The sequence below is a fragment of the Dellaglioa sp. CoH-55-MRSF-6 genome, assembly GCF_056782215.1.
Genome location: NZ_JBXAYJ010000001.1, coordinates 114,472 through 128,067 on the forward strand (window position 1 = coordinate 114,472; position 13,596 = coordinate 128,067).

11 protein-coding genes are annotated in these 13,596 nt (G+C 34.1%); 8 read left to right on the top strand and 3 right to left on the bottom strand.

Going from position 1 to position 13,596, the window contains the following annotated elements; translation table 11 throughout:
* Positions 1-8: 8 nt before the first annotated feature.
* A complete protein-coding gene (locus tag AC1RPK_RS00565) occupies positions 9-2,384 on the bottom strand; it encodes a phosphoketolase family protein (protein WP_481761054.1) in 2,376 nt (791 codons plus the stop codon).
* Between the two features lie 146 nt (positions 2,385-2,530).
* Entirely contained in the window at positions 2,531-3,253 is a 723-nt protein-coding gene (locus tag AC1RPK_RS00570) for a GntR family transcriptional regulator (RefSeq protein WP_481761053.1), read from the bottom strand.
* Between the two features lie 172 nt (positions 3,254-3,425).
* On the opposite strand from AC1RPK_RS00570, the gene AC1RPK_RS00575 reads away from it, so the two are divergent.
* From AC1RPK_RS00575 to AC1RPK_RS00605, 7 genes are all read left to right on the top strand, one after another.
* The gene (locus tag AC1RPK_RS00575; protein ID WP_481761052.1) at positions 3,426-4,502 is read left to right on the top strand and encodes an AI-2E family transporter; all 1,077 of its coding nucleotides are present in this window, start codon (positions 3,426-3,428) and stop codon (positions 4,500-4,502) included.
* A complete protein-coding gene (locus AC1RPK_RS00580; RefSeq protein WP_481761051.1) occupies positions 4,486-5,691 on the top strand; it encodes a MalY/PatB family protein in 1,206 nt (401 codons plus the stop codon). Before AC1RPK_RS00575 ends, AC1RPK_RS00580 begins: the two co-directional genes overlap by 17 nt.
* 71 nt (positions 5,692-5,762) lie before the next feature.
* Complete coding sequence (locus AC1RPK_RS00585; RefSeq protein ID WP_409021802.1) at positions 5,763-6,449, top strand: 2,3-diphosphoglycerate-dependent phosphoglycerate mutase; 687 nt, start codon at positions 5,763-5,765, stop codon at positions 6,447-6,449.
* 194 nt (positions 6,450-6,643) lie between these two features.
* Positions 6,644-7,579 carry a ribokinase gene (rbsK, locus tag AC1RPK_RS00590; protein ID WP_481761050.1) on the top strand — a complete coding sequence of 312 codons (936 nt, stop codon included), beginning with the start codon at positions 6,644-6,646 and terminating at the stop codon, positions 7,577-7,579.
* Positions 7,580-7,607: 28 nt separating this feature from the next.
* Positions 7,608-8,030: a D-ribose pyranase gene (gene rbsD, locus AC1RPK_RS00595; RefSeq protein WP_409021800.1), complete on the top strand. Its 423-nt coding sequence runs from the start codon at positions 7,608-7,610 to the stop codon at positions 8,028-8,030.
* A 30-nt stretch (positions 8,031-8,060) separates the two neighbouring features.
* Complete coding sequence (locus AC1RPK_RS00600) at positions 8,061-8,975, top strand: GRP family sugar transporter (RefSeq protein ID WP_481761049.1); 915 nt, start codon at positions 8,061-8,063, stop codon at positions 8,973-8,975.
* Between the two features lie 222 nt (positions 8,976-9,197).
* Positions 9,198-10,637, top strand: a complete 1,440-nt coding sequence (locus tag AC1RPK_RS00605) for a catalase (RefSeq protein ID WP_481761145.1) — start codon at positions 9,198-9,200, stop codon at positions 10,635-10,637.
* 86 nt (positions 10,638-10,723) lie between these two features.
* Here AC1RPK_RS00605 and AC1RPK_RS00610 read toward each other — a convergent pair whose 3' ends face one another.
* Positions 10,724-11,611, bottom strand: a complete 888-nt coding sequence (locus AC1RPK_RS00610; RefSeq protein WP_481761048.1) for a polysaccharide deacetylase family protein — start codon at positions 11,609-11,611, stop codon at positions 10,724-10,726.
* Between the two features lie 151 nt (positions 11,612-11,762).
* Between AC1RPK_RS00610 and AC1RPK_RS00615 the strand changes: the two genes are divergently transcribed.
* A complete protein-coding gene (locus AC1RPK_RS00615; protein ID WP_481761047.1) occupies positions 11,763-13,577 on the top strand; it encodes a glycerophosphoryl diester phosphodiesterase membrane domain-containing protein in 1,815 nt (604 codons plus the stop codon).
* Positions 13,578-13,596: the final 19 nt, after the last annotated feature.

The window sequence follows — 13,596 nt, forward strand, 5'->3', positions numbered from 1 at the left end:
AAGTTTTACTATTTTAGTGGAGTCCATTTCCAGTTATTAACTTCTGGAAGATCATCACCATTTTCACGGATGTATGATTCATGTTTAGCAACCATAGCTTCCATTTCTTTAACAAATTTATCGCCTGCAGCGCCTAAGTTGCCAGCTTGTAAGACAGCATCTTTAGCAAGGTTGTAACGATCCATTTGGTTCAAGACACGCATATCGAATGGTGTAGTGATATCACCATTTTCACGGTAACCATGGATTGAAACATTGTGGTTATGACGATCATAGAAGATGTCACGAACCATAGCTTCGAAACCATGGAATGCGAATACGACTGGTTTATCAGTTGTAAAGTAACCGTCAAATTCTTCATCAGAGAAACCACGAGGGTCAATCTTAGGATGACGTAATTTTAAGATATCTACAATATTGATGAAACGAATCTTCAATTCTGGGAATGCTGAGTTTAAAAGACTAACAGCAGCTAAAGCTTCTAAGTTAGGTTCTGAACCAGCAGCAGCAATAACAAGATCAGCATCATCGCCCTTAGCAGTACTTGCCCAATCGATAACTTTCAAACCATTGTCAACAAGTTCTTGAGCTTCATCAGCTGAGTAGAATTGAGGACGTGGTTGTTTACTTGAAACGATTAAGTTAATAAGTTCTTCACTTTGAAGAGTCTTATTCATAACAGCTAATAAACTGTTAGAATCAGCAGGTGTATATTCACGGATAAATTCAGGTTTCTTATCAGCTAAATGACCAAGCATACCTGGATCTTGATGAGTATAACCATTGTGATCTTGTTGGAATACAGTTGATGTTGCAATAACATTCAATGATGGGTATTGTTTACGCCATGTTTGTTCTTTGGCTTTACGTAACCACTTGAAATGTTGTGTCAACATTGAATCAACGACACGTAAGAATGATTCATAACTAGCGAAGAAACCATGACGTCCAGTTAAGACATAACCTTCCATCCAACCTTCAGCTTGATGTTCTGATAATTGTGAATCAAGAACACGGCCTACAGGACTTTGCCATTCGTCGTTACCTTCTTTGATTGGTTCTAACCATTGACGGTTAGTAGCTTCAAAGATAGCATTCAAACGGTTTGATTTTGTTTCATCTGGTCCGAAGATACGGAAGTTTTTAGGGTTTTCTTCAATAATATCACGAGCGAAGTCACCGAAAATAATCATATCTTGTGCTGTAACAGCACCTGGAGTTGATGTATCAACAGCATTTTTCTTCCAATCAGGCATAACTAATTTTTGAGGATTAATACCACCGTTAGTAATAGGGTTCATTGCCATACGTTGGTTGCCTTTAGGTGCCATTTCTTTTAGTTCAGGAATTAATTGACCGTCTTTTGTAAATAATTCTTCTGGACGGTATGATTTCATCCATTTAACAAGAGCATCAACATGTTCCATGTGACGTTGGTCTACAGGAATTGGAACTTGATGAGCACGGAATGAGCCTTCGATTGGTTCGTTGTTCCAGACTTCTGGACCAGTCCAGCCTTTTGGTGTACGAACAATCATAACAGGCCATTTAGGCATTGTTGCTTCTTCAGCTGGGTGTTTGCGAGCTTCAGTTTGGATTGCTTTAATTTTTTCGATAGCAAGATCCATTTTTTTAGCCATTTCAGGATGGATGATCTCAGGATCAGTTCCTTCAACGAAAATTGGATCCCAACCCATACCTTCAAAGTATTTTGTTAAATCTGCATCAGATTTACGTGATAAAATTGTAGGATTTGAGATTTTGAAACCATTCATATCAAGGATTGGTAATACAGCACCATCATTAACTGGGTTAATGAAGACATTTGAGAACCAACTTGCTGCTAATGGTCCAGTTTCTGATTCACCATCACCAATTACTGTAGCAGCAATTACGTCAGGGTTATCAAGAATAGCACCAGCGGCATGAGATAATGAATAACCTAATTCGCCACCTTCATGGATTGATCCTGGTGTTTCAGGAGCAGCATGAGAAGCGACACCACCTGGGAATGAAAATTGTTTGAACAATTTTTGCATACCAGTTAAGTCTTCAGTGATTGTTGGGTAGATTTCTGTATAACTACCATCAAGGTAAGCATTAGAAACCATAACTTGGCCACCATGACCAGGTCCTTCAATATAGAACATGTTTAAGTTATATTTATTAATTGCACGGTTTAAATGAGCGTAAATAAAGTTTTGGCCTGAGATTGTTCCCCAATGACCAATAGGGTTAACTTTGATGTCTTCAGGTACGACTTCAGTTTGTAATAATGGATTTTGTTTTAAATAAAGTTGTCCAACTGAAAGGTAGTTTGCTGCACGCCACCAAGCATCAACTTTATCTAAATATGATTTAGATGAAAAATCAGTTTCTGTCATAGTTACACACTCCTATATGTTTTATTTGCTAAAGTTATAGCGCTTTCTATATGTTCATAATAACAAACATTAAATAAAAGTCAATCATTTAATTCATTGGAACGTACCAATTATTTTAAAAAGTAAATAAAAAGCCGTTAAATAGCCTATTTAACGGCCATGAAAGTATTAAATTTAGAAAATTTATAATGAAATCTCATACTTGAATATTCAAATGGGGTACCATTATCTAAGAAGAAAATACCATCCATTATACTAACTGGTTCAGTTGGTTTTAAATTTAAAAGTTTTTGATCATTTTCGTCTGATGGTTCAGCGTAGATTGAAAGCGACGATTTAGTAACTGATTGATTCTGAATATCCTCCAAATAATTAAAAATTGATCCTTTAACAATTGTTTGAGATAAATTAGGAACAATCTTAATTGGAATATAGCCTGTTTCAATCATAAAAGGCGTTTTTTCAAATAAACGTAAGCGAACAATCTTGTAGACAAAATCATCTGTGTCTAAGAAAAGATTGCGTTGTAAATCTTCTGAGGGCGCAATAACTTCAAAACTTAGTACTTTAACTTTAGGGCTTTTACCATTCATTTCAAATCCGTCTGTAACACCTAAGTTAGAGCCTTCATAATTAAAAACGGTTTTATTTTTTAAATATAAGGGATTAATGAAGGTGCCGGAACCGCGTTTTTTAAAAATAATACCGTCGTTAGCCATTTGGCTAAGAGCTCGTTTTACTGAACTACGACTAATTTTATAAGTTTCACTCAAACTACGTTCATCAGGGAGTTTCATGTCGGGAAATTCATCTGCAGCGATTCTTTTTTTAAGTTTACTAATCAGTTGTTTGTAAATTAATTCAGCCATACAAGAGTACTCCTTTCGTAGAGTCAATCTTCATAGTTAACCATAAGTTTTAATAGACGACAAGTCGTCAACTTTCCGGAGAGATAATTATTTTAGAACAAAAAGGTAAGAATTACAGACATTTTAGTAAATATTTTGTACAATGAAGACTATAGTTAAAGGAGTGTGTCTATTGGAAATTTGGCAAAGTTTTATTGAAAATATTAAGTTACGTAGATTTGTTGTACTTTGTGTAATTATGGGTGTTATTTTTCTTGCGAAAGATGTCATTAGCATTGTTCTATTAACTTTTATATTTACATATTTAGTAGTCCGATTGATAAATGTTATTCAAAGACATTCATCAATTAATAGTCGAATAATTGTTATAGGAGTATATCTGGCAATTATCGCGCTGCTTTATTTGGCAGTTACTAAGTATTTTCCTATTTTAGTTTCGCAAACAGTTTCAATGGCACATTATGTGATTAATTTTTATCGTCATCCAGGTAAAGATACAAATCTTGTGATGGAATGGGTACTTAAATCTATTGGTAAATCTCAAATTGTGCCACAATTAAAAAGTAGTTTTACGCTTGTATTTCAATATATAACGAGCATTGGTTTTATGGCAGCAACATTTTTATTATCGCTTATTTTAAGCTTCTTTTATACGATTGAAAAAGATCAGATGACACATTTCTCAAAAAACTTTTTATCAAGTGATTTTGGTTGGTTTTTCCAGGATATTTACTTCTTTGGTGAAAAATTTGTTAAATCATTTGGTGTCGTTATTGAAGCACAATTCTTTATCGCAACTGTTAATACAGTTATTACTGTGATTGGGTTGTACTTCATGCATATGCCACAGCTCTTGCCTTTAGGAATATTAATTTTCTTATTAAGTTTAATTCCAGTCGCAGGGGTATTAATTTCATGTATTCCATTAAGTTTAGTTGGTTATTCGGTTGGTGGCGTACGTGATGTGGTTTACATCTTAATTATGTTAATGGTCGTTCATTTATTAGAATCATATGTATTAAATCCTAAATTTATGTCAAGTCGGACAGAACTACCTATATTCTTTACATTTGTAATCTTGTTAGTCAGTGAAGAATTATTTGGAACGTGGGGCTTGATTGTCGGAATTCCCATTTTCACATTCTTCTTGGATATCTTGGGTGTGAAGTCAATTCCTGGATCTAAAGGACGGATTGGTAAAATTAAAGGAATAAGGAAGGATAGTCAAACTGATGGTAAAGAAAAATAAATTTTTAGCTGATTTTAGAGTGAATAGAAAAAATACAAATTCAGTTAAATGGGATAGTTTAAAAGAGCAATATGGCGATGATAAATTATTGCCACTGTGGGTTGCAGATATGGATTTTAAAGCACCTAAAGCCGTAACTGATGCTTTAATAGCACGGGTACAACATGGTGTTTTTGGTTATTCAACAATTCCTGATTCATATTATGATGCCTTTTTTGATTGGCAACAATCTCGCTATGGGATTGAACTGCATAAGGAATGGATGAGATTTGGAACAGGGGTTGTAAATTCATTATATCAATTAGTCGATTTAATGACGGAACCAGGTGATAGCGTCTTAGTTCAAACACCAGTATATTACCCTTTTTATAGTGCAATTGAAGATAATAACAGACGTATCGTACGAACACCTTTGAAACATGAAAATAATCAATATGAAATGGATTTTGAAGCAATTGAACGAGATATGAAAGCTAATCACGTTAAATTACTTATTCATTGTTCACCGCATAATCCAGTTGGTCGCGTCTGGACTGAAGCTGAACTGACACAACTCTTTGAAATTTGTCGTGAAAATAAAGTGATGGTAATTTCGGATGAAATTCATCAAGATTTAATTGTGGGAAAAAAACCATTTGTATCAGCTTTATCAATAGACGAAGGTCGTTATCGAGATAATATGGTTGTCGTTAATGCTCCCTCAAAAACATTTAATTTAGCTGCTTTACAAAACTCGCATATCATTATTCCAAACGCGCAATTACGAGCTAAGTACGATAAAATGGTACAGCGTTTGAACAAACCTGAGGGTAGTTTAATGGGATGTGTTGCTGGAGAGGCGGCTTATCGTTCAGGAGCAGTTTGGTTAGATGAAATTCTGAGTATCGTAAGGACCAATTATTTAGAAGTCAGCCACCAATTAGTCAATAAATTTCCAGAAATTAAAATTAGTGAACTAGAAGGCACATACTTGATGTGGATTGACCTTTCAGCATATGTAAATCCCAGTCGGATGAAAGAATTTATTCAGAATGAGTGTGGCTTAGCTATTGATTATGGACAATGGTTTAGTGAAGAAACGCCAGGCTTTATTCGAATGAATTTGGCAACTGATTTAGGAACGGTTCAAACAGCTGTTGATCAGTTGTTAAAGGGACTCAAAAGTGCAAAGCTAAATCGCTTAAATTAGACTATTAATTTATTTCATTTCAGTGTAAAATAAACCAGTAAACTAAAAATAGAAAAAGAGGATTTTATCTTATGGCAAAATTAGTATTTATTCGTCACGGACAAAGTGAATGGAACTTATCTAACCTTTTCACAGGTTGGGTAGATGTTAACTTGAGCGAACAAGGCGTTGCTGAAGCACAAGCAGCTGGTAAAAAGATTAAAGAAGCTGGAATCGAATTTGATCAAGCTTATACATCTGTTTTAACACGTGCTATTAAAACATTACATTACGCACTTGAAGGTTCAGACCAATTATGGGTTCCTGAAATCAAATCATGGCGCTTAAATGAACGTCATTATGGTGCATTACAAGGCCAAAACAAAGCCGAAGCAGCAGAACAATTCGGTGAAGATCAAGTTCTTGTATGGCGTCGTTCATACGATACATTACCTCCACTTTTAAGCGCAACTGATGAAGGTTCAGCAGCTAACGATCGTCGTTATGCTGATTTAGATCCTAAAGCTATCCCAGGTGGCGAAAACTTAAAAGTTACTTTGGAACGTGTTATTCCTTTCTGGGAAGACGAAATCGCTCCTAAATTACTTGAAGGCAAAAATGTAATCGTTGCTGCACATGGTAACTCATTACGTGCCCTTACAAAATACATTGAAAACATCTCTGATGCAGACATCATGGGCGTTGAAATGGCAACTGGCGAACCAGTTGTTTACGATCTTGATGACAAATTAAACATCGTAAGCAAAATTAAACTTTAATATTAATAAAAAACCTGATGACAATTTTATGTCATCAGGTTTTTTTGTATTAGTCAATAATTGGCGAAAAAGTCGGTAGTTTTAGCAGTTAAAACCAGAAAGCGCTTGCCAAAGCAAATAATATGTATTATATTGATGTAATCGAATACACATTCTATTTGATAAATATATCAAAGAAATGAAGGAGAAACGTTATGGCAAAAGTTATTACTGTTTTGGGCTCAACTAATATTGATAAGGTTGTTTCTGTACCCCGTTTCGCAACTAGCGGCGAAACTTTACACACACCAAATCATCAAGTTGAAGCAATGGGTGGAAAAGGATTGAACCAAGGTGTTGCCGCTGCACGTTCTGGTGCAAAGACTAACATGATTACAAAAGTTGGTAAAGAATTTGATACCTCAAAGAATATGAATGTTGAAAACTTAAGCACTGAACATGTGATTGTTTCAGATACTGAAGAAACTGGACAAGCTTATATTACTGTTTCAGCCGAAACAGGCGATAATATTATCCATATTTATGGTGGCGCTAATGCTGATATGACACCAGCTGATGTACGCGCACATGAAGCTGCCATTGCTGAATCAGATTTTTTGATTGCGCAATTAGAAATTCCAACAGAATCAGTTATTGAAGGTTTCAAGATTGCACGCGAACATGGTGTTAAAACAATTTTGAACCCAGCTCCAATGCCTGAAAATGGTGGACTACCAGCTGAATTATTAGAATTAACTGATATTATTACACCAAATGAACATGAAACATTCTTATTGACTGGGATAGAAGTGACTGATGAACATTCAATGATACACAATGCTGCGTACTATTTTGAACGTGGAATTAATACCGTAATCATTACAATTGGCTCAGAAGGTTCTTTCTACATGCGTGATAATGGTGAAGAAGGAGTCGTTCCAGCATTTAAGGTTAAGGCTGTTGATACAACTGCTGCCGGCGATACTTTTATTGGTGCTACAGCAACACGTTTACATGCTAATTTAGATAATTTAGCTGAAGCTATGCGTTATGGATCAGCTGCTTCATCTGTAACGGTGTCACATGCTGGTGCACAACCAAGTATTCCAACTGAATCTGCTGTATTAGCTGTTTTGGATGCTAATAAATAAATTTAAATTGTTGAATGGGAGATAAATTATGCGTAAAACTAATCTTTTGAATACAAAATTATCAAATGCTATTTCTGAAATTGGACATACACAATGGTTAACAATTGGTGACTCAGGCCTACCAATTAAGGATGATGGACGTAAAATTGATCTTTCAATCGTACGTGGATTACCATTATTTATTGATGTTTTAGCTGCAACACTTTCTGAAATGAAAATTCAAAAAGCTTTTTTAGCTGAAGAAATTAAAACGGTTAATCCTGAACAATATGCTGCTATCAAGGCTTTATTAGATGATGATGTTGAAGTTGTTTTCATTTCACATGATGAATTGAAATCGATGAGTCGTGATGATAATAATATTGCTACAGTACGAACAGGTGAAATCACACCATTTTCAAATATCGTTTTGGAATCAAATGTTGATTTTGAAGGCGAAGCAATTAAATAGTTATTAATATAAGGATAGGATGATATAAAAATGAATATGTTAGGATTATTTTTCTCACTTTTAGCAATTATTGGTTGGAGTGCATATCCAACTTTAGTATCATATTTTGGCGGTAAACCAGTTCAAGGTATTTTTGGAGCAACATGGGGAACTTTGATTGTTGCAATCGTCCTTTCATTAGTCATGGGAATGCCCATGTTACAAGGTTCTAATTTTTGGTTAGCATTTTTCTCAGGGGCAGCTTGGGCCTTTGGAAATGTTTTAACTATTATGGCTTTTGGGATGAAAGATCAGGATGGAAATGCTTTAGGTTCTGCTAAAGCAATGCCAATCTCAACAGCTTTCCAAATTACAGCAAATGTAGTTTGGGGTGTTGTAATGCTTGGTAACTGGGGTCCAGTTTCATCAAAATTATATGGATTCATCGCTGTATTTGTTATCTTGGTTGGAGCTTATATGACAACTTATCAAGAAAAGAAATCAGCTGGAAATAAAGAACTACTTACAAAGGCAGTTGGTGTCTTATTGATTGCCCAAGTTGGTTATTCATTATATGGTATCCTTCCACAATATACTAAAAATACTGATGGTATGCATATGTTTTTAGCACAAGCTATCGGGATGGCAGCATTTGGATTAATTCTTGGAATTTATGAATTAACGAAAAATAAAAATAACATTTTTACACAAAGTGTTACGTACAAACAAATTTTTTCTGGTTTCTTCTTTGCAATGGCAGCATTGGGTTATTTAGTTTCAGCTCAACCTGCAATGCTTGGATTGGCAACTGGATTCGTCCTTTCACAAGTTTCAATTGTTGGAGCAACGATTTCAGGAATTGTCGTTATGCGCACTAAAAAAACGGGTAAAGAATGGTTAGTTATTATTATTGGTCTTATACTAATTGTAATTGCGGCTTCTGTAACAGTTTTCTTAAAAAACTAGATAAAATTAATTTTAAAACCTTGATAACAATACTATGTTATCAAGGCTTTTTGTTATTATTTGATTTAAAATGTCATAAAATGATAAAAAAATAAACATTAACTAGAACTCACTATGATATTTAAAACCTACTTTCCGATTCAAGTTATAAAAGTCAAAATAATTGTAATTATCAGTTTAGGTGCTAGGATTGGACTTATAAATAAGATAATAGGAGGAATCATCATGGGGGATTTAACAACAAATGAAGGTCAAACATGGGCGAATAATCAAAATTCACAAACAGCTGGGGCTCGTGGACCGGTTTTAGTTCAAGATTACCAATTACTAGAAAAATTGGCACATTTTAATCGAGAACGTATTCCAGAAAGAGTGGTCCATGCAAAAGGGGCAGGGGCTAAAGGCTATTTTGAATTAACTAGAGATATGAGTGATTATACTATGGCAGGTCTTTTCAATGGTTTGGGCAAGAAAACGCCAGTCATAACCCGTTTTTCACAAGTAGCTGGTGAGGCAGGTTATCCGGATACTTATCGAGATGTACGAGGATTTGCAGTAAGATTTTATACAGATGAAGGTAACTACGATATTGTGGGTAATAATACGCCCGTTTTCTTTATTAATGATGCTTTGAAATTCCCAGATTTTATACATTCCCAAAAGCGTGACCCAAAAACGCATGCTAGAAGTCAGGATATGCAGTGGGATTTCTGGTCGTTATCACCTGAAACAGTTCACCAAGTAACAATGCTTATGAGTGATCGTGGGATCCCTGCTAGTTACCGAATGATGCACGGTTATGGAAGTCATACTTTTAAATGGGTAAACAAGCAAGGTGAACAATTTTGGGTTAAATATCATTTCAAAACAAACCAAGGTGTTCATAATTTAAGTAATGAGGTTGCTGAAGAATTAAGAGGAAAAGATTCTGATTACTTACAAAATGATTTGTATAATGCGATTGAGGATCAAGATTACCCCAGTTGGACAGTAGCCGTACAAATTGTGCCTTACAAAGCAGGATTAGCCTATCCGCAAGATATCTTTGATGTTACGAAAGTTATTTCGCAAAAGGACTATCCATTAATTGAAATTGGCCAAATGGTTTTAGATGAAAATCCAAAAAATAATTTTGAAGATATTGAAGAATTAGCATTTTCACCAGCTAACTTCGTTCCAGGAATTGAAGCCTCACCAGATAAATTACTCCAAGGACGCTTATTTGGTTATAAAGATGCTGCAAGATATAGATTAGGTGCTAACTATGAACAATTGGCAACTAACCGTCCTAAAAATGAGGTTCATAATTATGAACGAGATGGTTTAATGGCGCAAAATCAGAACGGTGATGTTAACTATGAGCCCAACAGTTTAGGTGGACCTGAAGAAAATCGCCATGCAGAAGTTCATGGTGATACATTGGATGGAAAAGTAGGCAACTATTCAGTAAATGAGGATTATTATACTGCTGCCGGTAAATTATATCGATTGTTACCTACTGATGAAAAAGCACGTTTAATTGAAAATATTAAATTAAATCTGGGACAAGTTAAAGATATTGAGATAAAGATTCGTGAAACTAAACAGTTTTATCAAGCTGATAAGGAATACGGAACACGTGTCGCAGAAGCATTAGGGTTAGAACTAAGCTTAATTAAATAATTCTTTCGGTGTATTAAAATGTTTAACAAAAAAAAGGAATAAATCACTGTAATCAAACAGCGATTTATTCCTTTTTTTTGTGTTGTTTACATGCCGTGTTCTAAAAGATACTTGTAAGAAATATCTGATAAATCGGGTGAGATACGGACACGATGCAAGGTGAATAGTCCTTGGCTTTCATTAGCGAGTCCTGGTAATGTCGTTAGACCAAGTTTGTAGCCTGCATCTTTAGCAAGTTTAGCGGTCTGGTTATTGAAGCGACCAACTGGATAACAAATAATTGATGTCTCTTGATGAAATTTATTGTTTAGCCATTTTTTCGAATTCTTAAATTCAAAAGTTTGTTGTGCATCGGTCATCTGATTAAGTTCCTCATGATGGACAGTATGACTTTGAATACTTACTAAACCTGATTTTCGCATCTCGTTCATTTGTGGCATAGTTAGTTTGTTTATGTGGCCAAAGTGGCTTGTAATATAGTTGATGGTTGCTTTTTGATGATATTTTTTGAGAGCAGGATAAGCTTTTTCATAGTTATCCTTGTAACCATCATCAAAAGTAATCCAAACAATTTTATTAGCAGGTTTTTTATGTGTTTTAAAAACTTCGATAGCTTCAGCAGGTGATAACGTGTAGTAACCATTTTTTTTAAGCCACTGCATTTGATGGGCAAATTGTGCTTCAGGAATACGAAGTGAATTTCCAACAGAAATACTATGATACATTAAAATTGGAAATTCGGTCTGGCCCTTAAATGATTTCCAATGCGAACTGTCTATTTTAGTATTTGAAATGAGCTTATTTTTCTTAATAGTTTTCTTGGGTAAAGATGAACTTACCTTTTTAGAGCTATTTTTTTGGTGATTAGTATTGGAAACGGAGTGAGAATTTTGAATGAAAAAGAATAATGAACCAATAGAGACGATTAGGACTAAGAATAATAAGATAAACCAACCTTTTTTATGTTTTAACATGATGAACTCCTTTTATGAGAAACGATACTATCTAATTTACCACGCTAAGGTAGTAAGATTCAATTTTTACGCGGATAAAGTCAATAAATGTAAAAAAAGGTAAGGCTATGATAGTATAAAGTACATATTAAATATTTAATTGGGGGAAAATATGCGTAGAACATTTCATTTTTTAAATCAAAGTTATAAGGAATTTTTTCAACACTGGAAATTGTATTTTATTTTAGTAGTTGTTACTAATTATATTTTATCTGCAGTGGTACAACCAATCTTAACTTGGGTGGTAAGCCAGATACTTAGTAGTAACCAAGTCGAATATTTAACCTATACTAACATTATTTCGGTTATTGAGGATAAACCTATATTATTAATTGAGTTTATCCTTGTTATATTAGTTATATTAAGTATTGTTTATATTCAAATGTCTTTCATGATCAGGGGTATTCAAGCTATTCGTTATGATTTAAAAATTGAATTTAAGTCATTATTAAAACAATCAATTCATGACGTTTTAGAGTTACGTCCTTTAACAGCGTTGCTCGTTATTTTTTACTTCGTTTTAATTTTACCATTTGGACAAGTCTTATTTACATCTACTTTATTAAATAAGGTGACTATTCCAGATTTTATTCTTCAAGATATGTGGACAAGTCCAGCTATCTGGGGCCCAATACTTTTAGTCTATGGTGTAGCATTTTTCTTCTCTATCCGATTAATTAGTTTTATTCCAACTATGTTGTTTAGTTCAGAAAAAAGAATCGGTCATTTAATTAAACAAAGTTGGGAAGCTGGACGTGGCAAATTTTGGATAACCGTCACAAAAGGATTAGTAATTACGGCTTCTATAGCTTTTATATCAGGAATTGTTCAAATTAGTTTGTTCCTAATTCAGAACTATGTAGATAATCATTTTCAAAATCAAGCATTTATGATTGTGATGTTTAATCTGTTTATTTTGGAAATTTTAGGACAAATCGTATTAGCTTTAAGTGTGACTATGTTGTTAGGTATTGCGCTAGATGTTTTTGAAGAACAACAACCGCATTTGAAACCCGTTCAAGAAACATTCTATAAAGAGAAACGCTTTATTAAATTACAGAAAGTTAGTGTCGTTGTTCTCCTGATACTAGTTGCAGGGACAGCTTCTATTTATAATTATGTTTACTTAAAGGGGATGCTAAATGACTATCCAGTTCTTATTTCTCACCGTGGAGTTGATGATGGAAATGGTGTACAAAATACCATTCCTGCCTTAGAAAAAACAGCTAAAGAGAAACCTGATTACATCGAAATGGATATTCAAGAAACAAAAGACCATAAATTTGTTGTTATGCATGATCCAAATTTGGAAAATTTAGCGAATGTTAATCGGACAGTACATGATTTAACATTATCCGAGTTAACAGCATTAACTGTTCGTGAAAATGGTTATTCAGCTAAAATTCCAAGTTTCGATGAATATTTAAAGGCAGCAGAGAAGAATCATCAAAAATTATTAGTTGAAATCAAAGTATCTCCGCAAGATAGTCCCAATATGACTAAAAACTTTGTTAAAAAATATCAAAAAAGACTATTAGCTGATAAGGATCGAATTCATTCTTTAAGTTATGATGTTGTTTCACAAGTAAAAAAACAAGCACCAAAGCTTTATATCAGTTTTATTATTCCATATAATATATCATTTCCAGAAACACCAGCAAATGCGTACACTATGGAAGCTACAACTCTAGATGACTCATTTGTGAGCAAGGCACATGATAAGAACCAGGATGTCTATGCTTGGACTGTAAATGATGAAACGATTATGCAAAAGATGTTATTTATGAACGTTGATGGTATTATTACGGATGACTTTGGTACACTTAAACAAGTTGTTCAAGCTAATAATGATCATCCAAGTTATGCAAGTAAATTATCAATATTCTCAAATAGATTAACGGGAATTAGCATAACAATCGATAATTAAATTAGTTAGGTTAGGAAAC

Bases quoted from the DNA above. Each gene is read 5' to 3' on its own strand.
- AC1RPK_RS00565 (WP_481761054.1), bottom strand. From the start codon at position 2,384: ATGACAGAAACTGATTTTTCATCTAAATCATATTTAGATAAAGTTGAT.
- AC1RPK_RS00570 (WP_481761053.1), bottom strand. From the start codon at position 3,253: ATGGCTGAATTAATTTACAAACAACTGATTAGTAAACTTAAAAAAAGA.
- AC1RPK_RS00580 (WP_481761051.1), top strand. From the start codon at position 4,486: ATGGTAAAGAAAAATAAATTTTTAGCTGATTTTAGAGTGAATAGAAAA.
- AC1RPK_RS00585 (WP_409021802.1), top strand. From the start codon at position 5,763: ATGGCAAAATTAGTATTTATTCGTCACGGACAAAGTGAATGGAACTTA.
- rbsK (WP_481761050.1), top strand. From the start codon at position 6,644: ATGGCAAAAGTTATTACTGTTTTGGGCTCAACTAATATTGATAAGGTT.
- rbsD (WP_409021800.1), top strand. From the start codon at position 7,608: ATGCGTAAAACTAATCTTTTGAATACAAAATTATCAAATGCTATTTCT.
- AC1RPK_RS00600 (WP_481761049.1), top strand. From the start codon at position 8,061: ATGAATATGTTAGGATTATTTTTCTCACTTTTAGCAATTATTGGTTGG.
- AC1RPK_RS00610 (WP_481761048.1), bottom strand. From the start codon at position 11,611: ATGTTAAAACATAAAAAAGGTTGGTTTATCTTATTATTCTTAGTCCTA.
- AC1RPK_RS00615 (WP_481761047.1), top strand. From the start codon at position 11,763: ATGCGTAGAACATTTCATTTTTTAAATCAAAGTTATAAGGAATTTTTT.